The organism is Micromonospora wenchangensis, assembly GCF_002210435.1.
Taxonomy (GTDB): domain Bacteria; phylum Actinomycetota; class Actinomycetes; order Mycobacteriales; family Micromonosporaceae; genus Micromonospora; species Micromonospora wenchangensis.
In genome coordinates, this window is record NZ_MZMV01000039.1 from 1 (window position 1) to 13,341 (window position 13,341).

Annotated in this window: 16 protein-coding genes; 6 read left to right on the plus strand and 10 right to left on the minus strand. The window is 71.5% G+C overall.

What is annotated here, in order from left to right:
• Window positions 1-866: HEAT repeat domain-containing protein (locus B5D80_RS21355; RefSeq protein WP_211291597.1), on the plus strand; the 866-nt coding region annotated here is incomplete at its 5' end.
• Window positions 867-961: 95 nt separating this feature from the next.
• Here the strand turns inward: B5D80_RS21355 and B5D80_RS21360 are convergent.
• A complete protein-coding gene (locus B5D80_RS21360; RefSeq protein ID WP_088645696.1) occupies window positions 962-1,153 on the minus strand; it encodes a DUF397 domain-containing protein in 192 nt (63 codons plus the stop codon).
• On the minus strand, window positions 1,144-1,950 hold the full coding sequence (locus tag B5D80_RS21365) for a helix-turn-helix domain-containing protein (RefSeq protein WP_425437228.1): 807 nt from the start codon (window positions 1,948-1,950) through the stop codon (window positions 1,144-1,146). Before B5D80_RS21365 ends, B5D80_RS21360 begins: the two co-directional genes overlap by 10 nt.
• Window positions 1,951-2,362: 412 nt before the next feature.
• Between B5D80_RS21365 and B5D80_RS21370 the strand changes: the two genes are divergently transcribed.
• Genes B5D80_RS21370 through B5D80_RS21380 form a run of 3 tightly spaced genes read left to right on the plus strand, consistent with a single transcriptional unit; the run spans window position 2,363 to window position 4,797 of the window.
• Window positions 2,363-2,668 carry a hypothetical protein gene (locus B5D80_RS21370; RefSeq protein WP_088645697.1) on the plus strand — a complete coding sequence of 102 codons (306 nt, stop codon included), beginning with the start codon at window positions 2,363-2,365 and terminating at the stop codon, window positions 2,666-2,668.
• Window positions 2,665-2,919, plus strand: coding sequence for a flavin reductase (locus tag B5D80_RS21375; RefSeq protein ID WP_245854845.1), 255 nt, complete (start codon window positions 2,665-2,667; stop codon window positions 2,917-2,919). Before B5D80_RS21370 ends, B5D80_RS21375 begins: the two co-directional genes overlap by 4 nt.
• Window positions 2,920-2,964: 45 nt before the next feature.
• Window positions 2,965-4,797, plus strand: a complete 1,833-nt coding sequence (locus B5D80_RS21380; protein ID WP_088645698.1) for an NHL domain-containing thioredoxin family protein — start codon at window positions 2,965-2,967, stop codon at window positions 4,795-4,797.
• Between the two features lie 10 nt (window positions 4,798-4,807).
• Here the strand turns inward: B5D80_RS21380 and B5D80_RS21385 are convergent, their stop codons facing one another.
• From B5D80_RS21385 to B5D80_RS21395, 3 genes are read right to left on the minus strand one after another with little or no spacing between them, the layout of a single operon-like run.
• Window positions 4,808-5,557 (minus strand): LamB/YcsF family protein, encoded by a 750-nt coding sequence (locus B5D80_RS21385; RefSeq protein ID WP_088645699.1) that lies wholly within the window; start codon window positions 5,555-5,557, stop codon window positions 4,808-4,810.
• Window positions 5,541-6,425, minus strand: a complete 885-nt coding sequence (locus B5D80_RS21390; RefSeq protein WP_088645700.1) for a 5-oxoprolinase subunit C family protein — start codon at window positions 6,423-6,425, stop codon at window positions 5,541-5,543. The genes B5D80_RS21385 and B5D80_RS21390 overlap by 17 nt, the downstream gene beginning before the upstream one ends.
• Window positions 6,422-7,033 carry a 5-oxoprolinase subunit B family protein gene (locus tag B5D80_RS21395; protein ID WP_088645701.1) on the minus strand — a complete coding sequence of 204 codons (612 nt, stop codon included), beginning with the start codon at window positions 7,031-7,033 and terminating at the stop codon, window positions 6,422-6,424. Before B5D80_RS21395 ends, B5D80_RS21390 begins: the two co-directional genes overlap by 4 nt.
• 107 nt (window positions 7,034-7,140) lie before the next feature.
• On the opposite strand from B5D80_RS21395, the gene trhA reads away from it, so the two are divergent.
• Complete coding sequence (gene trhA, locus B5D80_RS21400; RefSeq protein WP_088645702.1) at window positions 7,141-7,818, plus strand: PAQR family membrane homeostasis protein TrhA; 678 nt, start codon at window positions 7,141-7,143, stop codon at window positions 7,816-7,818.
• A gap of 70 nt (window positions 7,819-7,888) precedes the next feature.
• Here the strand turns inward: trhA and B5D80_RS21405 are convergent, their stop codons facing one another.
• Window positions 7,889-8,179, minus strand: a complete 291-nt coding sequence (locus B5D80_RS21405; RefSeq protein ID WP_088645703.1) for a DUF6458 family protein — start codon at window positions 8,177-8,179, stop codon at window positions 7,889-7,891.
• Window positions 8,180-8,304: 125 nt separating this feature from the next.
• Here B5D80_RS21405 and B5D80_RS21410 point away from each other — a divergent pair, with 125 nt between their 5' ends.
• Window positions 8,305-8,841 (plus strand): SixA phosphatase family protein, encoded by a 537-nt coding sequence (locus B5D80_RS21410; RefSeq protein WP_088645704.1) that lies wholly within the window; start codon window positions 8,305-8,307, stop codon window positions 8,839-8,841.
• 100 nt (window positions 8,842-8,941) lie between these two features.
• Here B5D80_RS21410 and B5D80_RS21415 read toward each other — a convergent pair whose 3' ends face one another.
• The 4 genes from B5D80_RS21415 to B5D80_RS21430 form a co-directional block, all read right to left on the minus strand.
• On the minus strand, window positions 8,942-9,211 hold the full coding sequence (locus B5D80_RS21415; RefSeq protein WP_067300694.1) for a DUF6458 family protein: 270 nt from the start codon (window positions 9,209-9,211) through the stop codon (window positions 8,942-8,944).
• Window positions 9,212-9,409: 198 nt separating this feature from the next.
• Window positions 9,410-11,266, minus strand: coding sequence for an acyl-CoA dehydrogenase (locus B5D80_RS21420; RefSeq protein WP_088645705.1), 1,857 nt, complete (start codon window positions 11,264-11,266; stop codon window positions 9,410-9,412).
• A gap of 116 nt (window positions 11,267-11,382) precedes the next feature.
• The gene (locus tag B5D80_RS21425; protein WP_088645706.1) at window positions 11,383-12,510 is read right to left on the minus strand and encodes a PP2C family protein-serine/threonine phosphatase; all 1,128 of its coding nucleotides are present in this window, start codon (window positions 12,508-12,510) and stop codon (window positions 11,383-11,385) included.
• Window positions 12,511-12,597: 87 nt separating this feature from the next.
• Window positions 12,598-13,269: a septal ring lytic transglycosylase RlpA family protein gene (locus B5D80_RS21430; protein ID WP_425437230.1), complete on the minus strand. Its 672-nt coding sequence runs from the start codon at window positions 13,267-13,269 to the stop codon at window positions 12,598-12,600.
• Window positions 13,270-13,341: the final 72 nt, after the last annotated feature.

Below are 13,341 nucleotides of genomic sequence, written 5' to 3' on the forward strand. Positions count from 1 at the left end.
ACGACGCACTCACCGAACCCACCATCACCGCACTGACCAACATCGCCACCACCCACACCGACTCATTCGTGCAGGTCCAGGCGTTCCGGGCGCTGGCCCATTACGACGCACTCACCGAACCCACCATCACCGCACTGACCAACATCGCCACCACCCACACCAACCCGAACGTACAGATCGAAGCGTTCCAGGTGCTGGCCCAACACGACGCACTCACCGAACCCACCATCACCGCACTGACCAACATCGCCACCACCCACACCGACCCGGACGTACAGATCGAGGCGTTCCGGGCACTGACCGCAACCGGCGCACTCACCGAACCCACCGTTACCGCACTGACCACCCACACTGACCCGTTCATGCAGATCGAGGCGTTCCGGGTACTGGTCCAAGGCGGCACACTCACCGAAACCGCCACGACCGCACTGACCAGCCTCGCCACCACCCACACCAACGCGGACGTACAGATCCAGGCGATCCGGGCGCTGGCCCAAGGCGGCGCACTCACCGAACCCATCACGACCATACTGACCAACCTCGCTGCCGCGGGAAGGTCAGTGCAAACAAGGGCAAACGCGGTACGGGCAATGCGATACGCGACAGCCTTCAAAAAACTCCAGAAGGTACTTCTAATCCTCTTGACGGACAGCAATGACAATGTGCGCCGGGAGGCGAAAGGAACGTTGGTCGAGTTTTCGCGCCGCCATCCGGAACTAGCACCTGATCTCTTGCCAGAATTGGCTAAGGCATGCATCAGCGTTACACGGGGAGCGGTATCCGCGTGGGACGAAGCACATGAAACCCTTCGAGCCTACGTCGAGATCGCCTCTCCCTCGTTGGTGCACGATGAGCGGCTGGACTAGCCTGGCATGACCGTTGGCGTGGGCGGCGGCACCGGGTTGGCGTTCATCTCACCGCTCCCAGCACAATTGCACCGAGCGCATCGGCACTGGAACGATCAGGCCCGCTCGGGGAGTCGGCCGACGAATGCTCGCCAGGCCGTCGGGGCGAAGACGAGAGCAGGGCCGTTCGGGTCCTTGCTGTCCCGTACGCCGACCGCGTCGACCAGATTCCCGGCAACCTCGACGCATGCACCGCCATTGGTGGACGAGCGGGAAGACTTCCGCCACTTGGCACCGGTCAGGTCCATGTCCTCGCTACTTCCGTGAGAAGTTCCAGGGTCAGGCCCAGCGGCAACGCCTCGCCTCGGATAGCGTCCCACGACACACCGAGGTCGGCAATCAACTCAGCCTGCCCCACGACCTGCGCCGCCAGTTGGTTGTCGATGTATCCGGTCCGGGAGCCGTCGGGCAGGTCAGCGATGATGAATGCCCCGGCCAGGCCTGGATACATGCCAGCGGACATCGGGACGACGCGCAACTGGATATGTGGCTGCTCAGCACAGGCTATGAGGTGCGCAAGCTGCTCTGCCATGACGGCAGGCCCACCGCACGCCCGTCGGAGGACGGCCTCGTCCAAGACGACGAAGAGTTGGGGTGCGGGGTCACGGTCAAGGACGACCTGCCGTTCGAGCCGGGCCGCGACTCGCCGGTCAAGCTCCACGGTCGGCACCCGGGCCGCCTGGAAGGTGGCACGGGCGTACCCCTCGGTCTGTAGGAGGCCGGGCACGAAGGCGTGCTCATACCAGCGAAGTGCGGTCGCCTCGCGCTCGATCTCGATCCACTCGCGCAGCCATACCGGGGCCGCATCGCTCTTGACCAACTCGTCCCAGAGGGTCGTGAAGTAACCCTCCGTTCCCAGCGCCTCGTCCACCGACGCCAGGTAGGGCAGGGTCGGCGGCTTCACCCCGGTTTCGATCGCGCTCACCTGCGAATCCGAGCAGAAGATTCGCTCGCCGAGCTGCGTCTGGGTGAGCCCGGCAGCCGCCCGACGTCGCCGCAGTTCTCGAAGGAGGTACTCCGACGGAGAGATTCCCACGGCTTCCACACCCTTCCACGGCGATCCTCTGTATTCCTTGCCAGCTCACAACGTTTCGTTGCGCTCCGCGATCACCTGATCACTATTCCGAAGCCAATGGGCGGAAGTCCAGGGTGGAAGACGGAACGGCGCGACCGGTGCGGAGAAGCCCGGCGGTCGCGTTCGTGGTCGGGCTGCCCCGACAGCAGCACCGGGGCAGCCCGACGCCATGCCGTCACAGGGAGAGTCGTGCCCGGAAACCGAAGCCCGCTCCGAAGCCCCAACCCCAACCAACCCCGCCGCCCCCACCACCACCGCCCGCGCCGCCGATCGTCCCCGGCCCGATCGGGCCGTTCATCCCGCCCTACCGGGGACCGGGCCGGATGACGAACGTCGTCTTGGCGGATCGCTGGACGGAGAGCCGGAACCGGGGGCCGGGGCGATGAACGAACCGAGACTCAGGGGCGGCGACCTGCTCCACCTGACCCGCGAGGCCAGCCCGCAGTTCGTCCGGCCGATCACGGTACGGGTGATCCGCGAGCTGACCGACCGCCACACGTACGACGGCTGGGCCTGGATCGAGGCGTACGAGCTGGGGCCGGACGGCCTGGCCCGACGACGGCGCGAGCTGTACGTCCGCCGCGCCGGGGTGCGTCGGCTCCCCTGTCCGCCTCCGGCAGCGGCCCGGCCGCCCGCACCACGGGCAGCGACCAGGTCGGCAGCTCGCGGCTTGGCGGTGTCGGCGTGACGCCGCTCGACGGGCTCGCCCACCGACCGCTGCGCCCGATCTGGCTGTGCCGCCTCGACGCGAACCCGTGGCCGTGCGGGGAGGCGAAACTCGTCCTGCTCGCCACGTTCGCCGACGACCGGCCGGCTCTGCTGGCCCTGCTGTCCAGGCTGCAACGGGAGGCGGAAGACCACCTCACCCAGCTCGACAGCGGCCGGTCGAACAACCTCACCGACCGCTTCCTGTCCTGGGCACAGCCACCCGACCACTGAGCCCTTCGTGCGACCCGTCGGCAGGCGGTGCGGCACGATGGGGGCATGAGCGCACGGGTACGGGCACCAGAGCTGCGGGGTCGGGGCTGGTTGAACACCGGTGGGCGGGAGCTGAGGCTCGCCGACCTGCGGGGAAAGATCATTCTGCTCGACTTCTGGACCTTCTGCTGCATCAACTGCCTGCACGTGCTCGACGAGTTGCGCCCGCTTGAGGAGAAGTACGCCGACGTGCTCGTCGTCGTCGGGGTGCACTCGCCGAAGTTCGAGCACGAGAAGGACCCGGCCGCGTTGGCCGCCGCCGTCGAACGGTACGGCGTGCACCACCCGGTGCTCGACGACCCCGAGCTGGACATGTGGCAGCAGTACGCGGCGAAGGCGTGGCCCACCCTGGCGGTGGTCGACCCGGAGGGGTACGTGGTTGCCACGATGGCCGGCGAGGGGCACGCCGAGGGGCTGATCCGGCTGGTCGACGACCTGATCGCCACCCACGAGGCCAAGGGCACCCTGCACCGGGGCGACGGGCCGTACGTGCCGCCGACGCCTCCCGAGACGACGCTGCGTTTCCCCGGCAAGGCGGTGCTGCTCGACGGCGGGAACCTGCTGGTCTCCGACTCGGCCCGGCACAGCCTGGTCGAGCTGGCCCCGGACGGCGAGACGCCGGTCCGGCGGATCGGTTCCGGTGAGCGGGGTCGGGTCGACGGGCCGGCCGCCTCGGCGGGGTTCGCCGAGCCGCAGGGGCTCTGCCTGCTGCCCCCACACGTGGCCGAGGTCGCCGGCTACGACCTGCTGGTCGCCGACACCGTCAACCACCTGCTGCGCGGCGTACGCCTGGACACCGGCGAGGTGACCACGGTCGCCGGCACCGGCCGGCAGTGGCGCTCCACGGTCGACGACCACGCCCACGACGCGCTCTCCGTCGACCTGTCGTCCCCGTGGGACCTGGCCTGGTACGACGACCGGGTCATCGTGGCGATGGCCGGCATCCACCAGCTCTGGTGGTTCGACCCGGTCAAGCGCACCGCCGGCATGTGGGCGGGCACCACCGTCGAGGCGCTGCGCGACGGCCCGCTGCCCGAGGCGTGGCTGGCCCAGCCGTCCGGCCTGTCCGTCTCCGCCGACGGCGCGCGGCTCTGGGTCGCCGACAGCGAGACCAGCGCCATCCGGTACGTGCAGAACGGCGTGCTCGGCACCGCCGTCGGGCAGGGGCTGTTCGACTTCGGGCACGTGGACGGGCCGGCCGACCTGGCGTTGCTCCAGCATCCGCTGGGGGTGTGCGCGCTGCCCGACGGCTCGGTGCTGATCGCCGACACCTACAACGGCGCGGTACGCCGCTTCGACCCGGCGACCGGCCTGGTCGCCACGGTGGCCGACGGGCTGGCCGAGCCGAGCGACCTGGTGCTCACCGCCGACGGCGGGGTGCTGGTGGTGGAGTCGGCCGCGCACCGGTTGACCCGGCTCGCCCCGGGCGCGTTGACCGCCGCCGGGGCGGACACCGTGGACGGTCCCCGGCACCGGCTGGAACGCAAACCCACGGACGTCGCGGCCGGCGAGGTGACCCTGGAGGTGATCTTCACGCCGGCACCGGGGCAGAAGCTGGACGAGACGTACGGGCCGTCGACCCGGCTGGTCGTCTCGGCCTCGCCGCCGGAACTGCTGGTCGAGGGGGCGGGCACCGGCACCGAACTGTCCCGCCGGCTGGTGGTCGACCCGGCCGTACCCCACGGGGTGCTCCAGGTGACCGCCCAGGCCGCCACCTGCGACGCCGACGTCGAGCACGCCGCCTGCCACCTGACCCGGCAGGACTGGGGCGTCCCGGTACGGGTGGTCGACGACGGCGCGACCCGGCTCCCGCTGGTGCTGCGCGGCCTGGACACCTGAGCGCGAGCCGTCAGGCGAACGGGGTGGGGGTGACCCCGGCGTCGATCAGCGCGGCCCGCACCAGGGCGGCCGAGGCGACCGCGCCGGGGCTGTCCCCGTGCAGGCAGATCGAGGCGACCGGGCACGGCACCACGGTTCCGTCGACCGCCACCACCGTGTGCTCGGTGGCCATCCGGACCGCCCGCAGCGCCACCTCCTCCGGGTCGGTGACCAGCGCGCCCGGGGCGGTACGCGGCACCAGCGCCCCGGTGGGCAGGTAACCGCGGTCGGCGAAGCCCTCGGCGACCACCCGTAGTCCCGCGCCGACGGCGAGCTGGGCGAGGGTGGAGCCGGGCGCGCACAGGATCGGCAGCTCGTGGTCGTACCCGGTGACGGCGGCGACCACGGCGGCGGCCTGCACCTCGTCGGTGGCCGCCGCGTGGTAGAGCGCGCCGTGCGGCTTGAGGTAGCGGACCCGGGTGCGGTACGGCCGGCAGAACGCGTCGAGCGCCCCGAGCTGGTAGGTGACGTCGTCGCGCAGCTCGTCGAAGCCGTACGCGATGTGCCGGCGGCCGAAACCGGCCAGGTCCCGGTAGCCGACCTGCGCGCCGACCGCGACGCCGCGTTCGGCGGCGGCGGCGCAGACCCGGCGCATGGTCGACGGGTCGCCGCCGTGGAAACCGCACGCCACGTTGGCGGAGGTGACCAGGTCGAGCAGCGCCTCGTCGTCGCCGAGCCGCCAGATGCCGAATCCCTCGCCGAGGTCAGCGTTGAGGTCCATGGAACCTCACCGTAGTCCCCGGCCGGGCCTGCGCGAGCCCCGCCACGTCGTCCACCACCCCGATCAGCGGGTAGCCGCCGGTGGTCGGATGGTCGGCCAGGAAGATCAACGGTTGGCCGTCGGCGGGCACCTGCACCGCGCCGAGCACCACGCCCTCGCTGGGCAGCTCCCCGGCCACCGCGCGGGGCAGCGCCGCGCCGACCAGTCGCGCGCCTACCCGGTCACTGACCGGGCTCACCGTGTACGCCGTGCCGAGCAGCAGCGCCATCGCCCCGGCGGTGAACCAGTCGGCGCGCGGGCCGGGGCGCAGGGTCAACCACAGCTCGTCCGGCACCGGCCGGCCGACGGTGAAGTCCACCGGGGCGGGTGGGCCGGCCGGTCGGCCGAGCGGGAGCAGGTCGCCGTCACGGACCGGGGGCGGGCCGAGGCCGGCGAGGGTGTCGGTGGACCGGCTGCCGAGCACCGGCGCGACGGCGATGCCGCCGTCGACCGCGAGCCAGTTGCGCAGCCCGTGCCGGGGCGTGCCGATCCGCAGCACCGCGCCCGCCGGCACCGTCAGCGGCCGGCCCACGTCACCGGGCCGCCGGTCGACCCGGACGTCGACGTCGGCCCCGGTCACCGCCACCGTGCCGGCCCGGGTCAGCCGCAGCTCGCACCCGCCGAGGGTCAGCTCCAGACCGGCGGCGTCCGCCTGGTTACCGACCAGCCGGTTCGCCAGCGCCAGCGCCGCCGGATCGAGCGCCCCCGACCGGGGTACGCCGAGATGCGCCCACCCGGGCCGCCCCAGATCCTGCACAGTGGTACGCGGCCCCGCCCGCCGTACCTCGATCGCGCCTACGGTTCCCTGCTCAGCCGGCCGCCCGGTCATCCGGTCACCAGCCGGACCCGGGTGCCCGGGGTGAGGGTGGCGGGTGGGTCGGCGGACACGTCGAACAGGGTCAGCGTGGTCCGCCCCACCAGCAGCCAGCCGCCCGGCGACGCGCTCGGGTAGATCCCCGCGTACGGCCCGGCCAGGGCCACCGAGCCGGCCGGCACCCGGGGGCGCGGGGTGGGTAGTCGGGGCACCGCGTACCGCGGGGGCAGCCCGGTCAGGTAGGCGAAGCCGGGGGCGAACCCGCAGAACGCCACCCGGAACTCGGTGTTCGCCAGGCGGTGCACCACTTCGGGCACGGTCGACCGCCAGTGCTCGGCGACCCGGGGCAGGTCCTCGCCGTCGTACACGGTGGGCACCTCGACGGTGGTGACCCCGGTGGCGGCGACGGCCGGGCCGGGGGTCCAGCGGGCGATCCGGGCGGCCGTCGACTCCGGGTCGGGCACCCCGTCGAGCAGGACGGTACCGGCGGCCGGGACGATCTCGGCGGCGGTCAGCTCACCGGCCTCCCGGCGTCGCCACAGCTCGGCCCACCACCGCTCCACCTGGGCGGGGTCGTCGCAGTCGAGCAGGAGGGCGTGCCGGCCCACGGGTCGGATCCGCATTCCGCCATACTCTCCGATCGATGCGCCGTCCAGGGTAGGTGGACCCGACCGGGGTCGTGACCTGTCGCACTACCTAGAAGTAACCTACGGTGCCGTAACCTGTTTCCGTGACCACCTCCGCACCGCTTCGACTCAAGCCTGTCGACATCGGTAAGCCCCGGATGCGCGGCTGGCTGCACACCTACGCGTTCTTCGTCGCGGTCGTCTGCGGCATCGTCCTCAGTGCGGTCGCGGCCACCCGGCCAGGCTGGACACCCCTGGTCAGCTGCCTGATCTACAGCGTGACAGTCTGCGGTCTGTTCGGCACCAGCGCCCTCTACCACCGCCGGGTGTGGTCGGAGCGCGGCTACCAGATCATGCGCCGGATGGACCACTCGATGATCTTCGTGTTCATCGCCGGGACGTACACCCCGCTCTGTGTCCTGCTGCTCGACCGGCCGACGGCCGTCCTGATGCTCGGCCTGGTCTGGGGCGGGGCGCTCGCCGGTGTCGCCGTCAAGCTGATCTGGCCGCACGCCCCACGCTGGGTCTCCGCGCCGCTCTACCTGGCCCTCGGCTGGGTGTCGGTGGCGATCCTCCCGCAGATCCTGAGCCAGGGCGGGGTCACCGTGCTGGTGCTGCTCGCCGCCGGCGGCGCGGTCTACAGCATCGGTGCCGTCTGCTACGCGCTGCGCCGGCCGAACCCGTGGCCCACCGTCTTCGGCCACCACGAGTTCTTCCACGCCTGCACCCTGATCGCCGCCCTCTGTCACCACATCGCGATCTACTTCGCCCTCTTCGCCTGACCACTCGCCGCAGACAGTTCGAGGGCCCCGCGCCGTTGCGGGGCCCTCGAGTTCGTGGGGTGCGGGACGGTCAGACCGGGTAACCCGAGCCGCGCGTCTCGCGGTACTCCTCGCGCACCACCTGGCCGCCCTGCACCGGCACGACCCGGTCGGCGACGACCTGGTCCTGCCGCACCGCGGTGGTGACGACGGCCCGGCGGCGGCTGTTCCAGAAGTAGAGGGTGGTCAGCAGCCCGACGACGCCGGCGAGCATCAGCACCCAGCCGACCACGTCGAGGTTGAGCCATCCCAGGTTGGCGTCGACGGCGAACGCGAAGATCGCGCCCACCGCGATGAGGAAGATGCTGGCACCGATGCCCATGACGTCGCCTCCTTGGCTGTCAGCTGGCGTTACCCACCCGCCACGGCCATCGAGGGCATCGATGAGCGAGTGGCATCCATCGACTTACCCAGGCGGCCCCCGCCCCAATCAGGCAAGCTGGTGCGATGACGGACGGCGAGGCCGAGACACGGACACTGGTGCTGCTCCGGCACGCCAAGGCCGAACAACCCACGACCGGCCCCGACGTGGAGCGCAGGCTCACCGCACGCGGGCACGCGGACGCCGCCGCCGCCGGTGCGTGGCTGGCCCGGCGGGGTCTGCTCCCCGACGTGGTGATCTGTTCGGCGGCCCGCCGCACCAGGCAGACCTGGCACGACGTGGCGCTGGGCATGACCGGGTCCCCGCCGGAGGGTGGCCCGGCGGGGACGGCTCCGGTGGTGCGGTACGCCGCCGCCGCGTACGAGGCGCACCCGGACGACCTGTTCGACCTGGTCCGGACGGTCGAACCGGAGGCCGGCACGGTGCTGCTCGTCGCGCACAATCCGGGCGTCTCGCTGCTCTCGGCGCTGCTCGACCCGGAACGGGCCGACCGGGAGGGGCTGCGGACCAGCGACCTGGTGGTGCACCGGGCAGCGGTGCCGTGGGCGGAACTGACCCCCGGTGCCGCCCCGATCGTCGACCGGCACATCGCACGCGGCTGACCGGGCGGGCCAGCGACCTTCCCGGGACCGGCCCGGTCGTCCCCCGGCACCTCCCGTCGGGCCGGCGGATCGCGCGCGGTGAGGAGGGGGCCGGGCGCGGTCAGGACGGGGGCGCGGTGGGCGGCGGCGGGTCGGGCGGCGGCGGCATCATCGCGGTCGGGTGGGAGAGCCGGTTCTCCTCCACGATGAGCGTGCGGGCCCGCTTGCGCCGGTCCTGCCAGAACCACAGCGTGGTGAGCAGTACGGCCAGCCCGGCCAGGATGAACACCCAGCCGACCGCGCGCAGGTCGATCCACCAGACGTTGGCCCGGATGGCGAACGTCATGATCGCGCCGAGCGCGATGAGAAAGATGCCGCTACCGATACCCATGTGCGCTGCACTCCCCCGTGCGGTGGCCGTTGGGCGTGCCCTGACGACGTGGTCCGCGCGGCTTACCCGCCCAGCCTCCCGCCTACCGGGATCGGGGCGGGTAATCCGGGGGCAGGTGGGACGGGGGCCGATGTTGCGGTATCCAGGCGTTCGGATACCGCAACATCGGCCCCGTTGCGAACTATCGACCGGCCGGGATCAGAACGCCTCCTCCGGGAGGTCCATGATGTCCAGGTCGGCACCCTCGATGATCCGCCGGTCCGCGCCGATCCGGGGCAGCACCTCACGGGCGAAGAACCGGGCGGCGGCCACCTTGCCGGTGTAGAACGCCCGGTCGGTGGCGGAGACCTCGCCGGCCAGTGCCTTCAGCGCCACGTCGGCCTGCTTCTGGAGCAGCCAGCCGACCACCAGGTCACCGAGGGCGAGCAGGAAGCGGCGGCTGCTCAGGCCCACCTTGTAGAGGCTGCGGGCGTCGCCGCCCTGGGCCTCGCCGAGCCAGCCGGTCAGCACGCCGAGGATGTTCTGGATCTCGGCGAGTGCCCGGCCGAGCGCCAGCCGCTCCTCCTTGAGCTGCCCGTTTCCGGCCTCGGTGGTGATGAACTCCTGGATCTCCCCGGCGACGGCGGTCAGCGCCCGGCCGTTGTCCCGGACGATCTTCCGGAAGATCAGGTCGAGGCTCTGGATCGCGGTGGTGCCCTCGTACAGGGTGTCGATCTTGGCGTCCCGGACGTACTGCTCCAGGGGGTAGTCCTGGAGGAAGCCCGAACCGCCGTAGGTCTGGAGCGCCTCGTGGCCGAGCAGTTCGTACGCCCGCTCCGAGCCGACGCCCTTGACCAGCGGCAGGAGCAGGTCGTTGACCCGCTTGGCCAGCTTGGTGGCCGCCTCGTCGCCGGCCGCCTCGGCGACCGCGACCCTGTCCTGCCAGGTGGCGGTGTAGCAGACCAGCGCCCGCAGGCCCTCGGCGTACGACTTCTGCATCAGCAGCGAACGGCGGACGTCCGGGTGGTGGGTGATGGTGACCCGGGGCGCGGCCTTGTCGGCCTGCTGGATCAGGTCGGCGCCCTGCACCCGGTTCTTCGCGTACTCCAGGGCGTTGAGGTAGCCGGTGGACAGGGTGGCGATCGCCTTGGTGCCGACCATCATCCGGGCGTACTCGATGATCATGAACATCTGCCGGATGCCGTCGTGCTTGTCGCCCAGCAGCCAGCCCTTGGCCGGTACGCCGTGCTCGCCGAAGGTCACCTCGCAGGTGTTGGAGACCTTGATGCCCATCTTGTGCTCGACGTTGGTGGCGAAGACGCCGTTGCGCTCGCCCAGCTCACCGGTCTCGGCGTCGAAGTGGAACTTCGGCACGACGAACAGCGACAGCCCCTTGGTGCCCGGACCGCCGACGCCCTCCACACCGACCGGGCGGGCCAGCACGTAGTGCACGATGTTGTCGCTCAGGTCGTGCTCACCGGAGGTGATGAACCGCTTCACGCCCTCGATGTGCCAGGAGCCGTCGGGCTGCTGGACGGCGCGGGTGCGCCCGGCACCGACGTCCGAGCCGGCGTCCGGCTCGGTCAGCACCATCGTGGAGCCCCACTGCTTGTCGATGAAGAGCTTGGCCCACTTCTGCTGCTCCTCGGTGCCCTCGACGTGCAGCACGTGCGCGAAGGACGGGCCGGAGGCGTACATCCAGACCGGGGCGTTGGCGCCGAGCACGAGTTCGGCGAGCGACCACCAGAGGGCGCGCGGGGCGCTGCTGCCGCCCAGGGACCCGGGGAGGTCCAGCCGCCAGAACTCGGAGTCCATGAACGCCTGGTACGACTTCTTGAACGACTCCGGCAGCGGCGCGGTGTGCGTGGCGGGGTCGAAGACCGGCGGGTTGCGGTCGCTGTCCTGGTAGCTGGCCGCGAGGTCCTCGCGGGCCAGGCGGTCGACCTCGGAGAGGAAGCTGCGGGCGGTGTCGACGTCCAGGTCCGTGTACGGCGCCTGGCCGAATGTCTGGTCCGCCCCGAAGACCTCGAACAGGTTGAACTCAAGGTCCCGAAGGTTGCTCTTGTAGTGGGTCATGTTCGCTGGCCCCGCTTCCGGACAGGTGTTACCGATCAGTAACCCCCACTGTATTACTCACGGGTAGGCAGCGACAACCCGGCCACGGAAGTGACGGCGATTACACACCCGGCGGTTCAACTCTCGGTCGCGCCGACCTCCCACGAGGGCACCGCCACCGTCGCTCCGCTGCGCGGGCCGGTGTACTCCATCAGGACCAGGGCGATGTCGTCGTCGAGCCGGCCGTGCACCCACTCGACAAGCGCGGTCTCCAGGGAGGCCAGGCCGTCGCCGACCGTGCCGTGGCCGAGCAGCCGCCAGGCCCGGTCGGCGGTCGGGAAGAACTCGCCGTCGCGCCGCGCCTCGCCGAGACCGTCGGTGAACAGCAGCAGCCGGTCCCCCGGCTCCAACCGCTCGACCCGCGGCCGGACCACCGGCATGAACCCCAACGGCGGGGCGGGGGCGGGCGGCTCCAGCGGGATCACCGCACCCCGGCGCAGCAGCAGCGGCGCCGGGTGGCCGCAGTTGACGATGGTCAGCGTCCCGCCGCGCTCCTCGACCACGGCGGCGGTGACGAAGTCCTCGTCCCCCACGTTGCGGGCCACCGCCCGGTCCAGGTCGGCCACCACCGCCCGCAGGTCGGGCCGCTCGTAGGCGACGTGCCGGTAGGAGCCGAGCACGATGCTGGCGAGCCGGACCGCGTCCAGCCCCTTGCCCCGCACGTCCCCGATGATCATGCGCACGCCGTACGGGGTGTCGATCGCCTCGTACAGGTCACCGCCGATCTCGGCGGTGGCCGTGGGGGAGATGTACCGCGCCGCCACCGCCAGGGTGCCCACCTGCGGGCCGAGCGGACGCAGCACGGCCTGCTGGGCCACCGAGGCCAACCTGGACAACTCGCCGATCCGCTCCACCTGCCCCTGCCGGACCGCCGCCACGCTCGCCGCCACCACCGTGGCGAAGGCGATCCCGACCAGGGACACCGCCGTGGTCAGCTTCATCGCCGGATCGGCCACCGCGAAACCCGCCCCGACCAGCAGCGCGAGGAAACCCACCCCGGCCACCGCGCGCCACGAGGCGAAGCCGGCGGCCAGGATCGGGGCCACCGCCATCAGCGCGACGTAGTGCACCGCACGGCCGTCGGCCGACTCGACCGCCGAGACGAGCGCGAGCAGCCCGACGGCCGCGCCGACGCCGGCGCGGGACCCGGGACTCAGTGGGCCTCGGCCCAACTGGAAGGCATGTTTACGTACGTGGGACAGCATGCCTGATGGAACCGGGCCGGAGAATGAACCTAGCCCCACGATTGAGGGTGTTCTACCCGGCCGTCCCGCTGCTGTCACCGTTCGCCGTCAGCCCAGCACCTCGTACCTGACGGTCAGCTCACCCAGGTCGACCGAGGCGATCGCGGCGAAGGCGGCCCGGGACAGATCGATGCAACGCCCGTCGATGAACGGGCCACGGTCGTTGATCCGTACGGTGACGGACTTGCCGTTGGCCGGGTTGGTCACCCGGACCTTGGTGTTGAACGGCAGGGTCTTGTGGGCGGCGGTCATCGCGCCCGGGTCGAAGTTCTCCCCGTTGGCGGTCAACTGGCCCTCGTCGTAGAAGGACGCGCCGCAGGAGCCGCTGTCGACCACGGTGCTCTTCGGCGTCGCCTTCTTCGTGGTGGCGGACGGCTTGGGCGCGGCCGTGCGCGGCTTGCTCCGGGAGGCGGCCTGGGTGCGGGTGGCCTTCGGGCTGGCGGTGACCGTGGGCGACGGGCTGGCGCTCGGGGAGGCGGTGACACTCGGGGACGGGCTCGGGGTCGGCGCGTCGGTGGTGGCGGCGGTGCTGGGGGCGACCGGGTCGACGACCACGGTGGCCGGCGCGTCGTCGGCGGTCAGCTGCACCGCGCCGACGGTGCCGCCGACGGCGAGCGCGACACCGAGCGCGGCGGTGGCGGCGATGCCGGCGGGCGAGGAGAAGATCCGGGTACGGGAATGCCTGCCGACCACCGGCTCGGTCCTTTCGTATGCCTGCATGACGGCTCGGACCGTAACGAAAGAAGCACTTCCGAAGTCAACGTGATCATGGCGGTATGCCCGGAATTACAG

Bases quoted from the DNA above. Each gene is read 5' to 3' on its own strand.
- B5D80_RS21380 (WP_088645698.1), top strand. From the start codon at position 2,965: ATGAGCGCACGGGTACGGGCACCAGAGCTGCGGGGTCGGGGCTGGTTG.
- B5D80_RS21405 (WP_088645703.1), bottom strand. From the start codon at position 8,179: ATGGGCATCGGTGCCAGCATCTTCCTCATCGCGGTGGGCGCGATCTTC.
- B5D80_RS21425 (WP_088645706.1), bottom strand. From the start codon at position 12,510: ATGCTGTCCCACGTACGTAAACATGCCTTCCAGTTGGGCCGAGGCCCA.
- B5D80_RS21390 (WP_088645700.1), bottom strand. From the start codon at position 6,425: ATGACCGGGCGGCCGGCTGAGCAGGGAACCGTAGGCGCGATCGAGGTA.
- B5D80_RS21430 (WP_425437230.1), bottom strand. From the start codon at position 13,269: ATGCAGGCATACGAAAGGACCGAGCCGGTGGTCGGCAGGCATTCCCGT.
- B5D80_RS21410 (WP_088645704.1), top strand. From the start codon at position 8,305: ATGACGGACGGCGAGGCCGAGACACGGACACTGGTGCTGCTCCGGCAC.
- B5D80_RS21420 (WP_088645705.1), bottom strand. From the start codon at position 11,266: ATGACCCACTACAAGAGCAACCTTCGGGACCTTGAGTTCAACCTGTTC.
- B5D80_RS21385 (WP_088645699.1), bottom strand. From the start codon at position 5,557: ATGGACCTCAACGCTGACCTCGGCGAGGGATTCGGCATCTGGCGGCTC.
- B5D80_RS21360 (WP_088645696.1), bottom strand. From the start codon at position 1,153: ATGGACCTGACCGGTGCCAAGTGGCGGAAGTCTTCCCGCTCGTCCACC.
- B5D80_RS21370 (WP_088645697.1), top strand. From the start codon at position 2,363: ATGAACGAACCGAGACTCAGGGGCGGCGACCTGCTCCACCTGACCCGC.
- B5D80_RS21415 (WP_067300694.1), bottom strand. From the start codon at position 9,211: ATGGGTATCGGTAGCGGCATCTTTCTCATCGCGCTCGGCGCGATCATG.
- B5D80_RS21395 (WP_088645701.1), bottom strand. From the start codon at position 7,033: ATGCGGATCCGACCCGTGGGCCGGCACGCCCTCCTGCTCGACTGCGAC.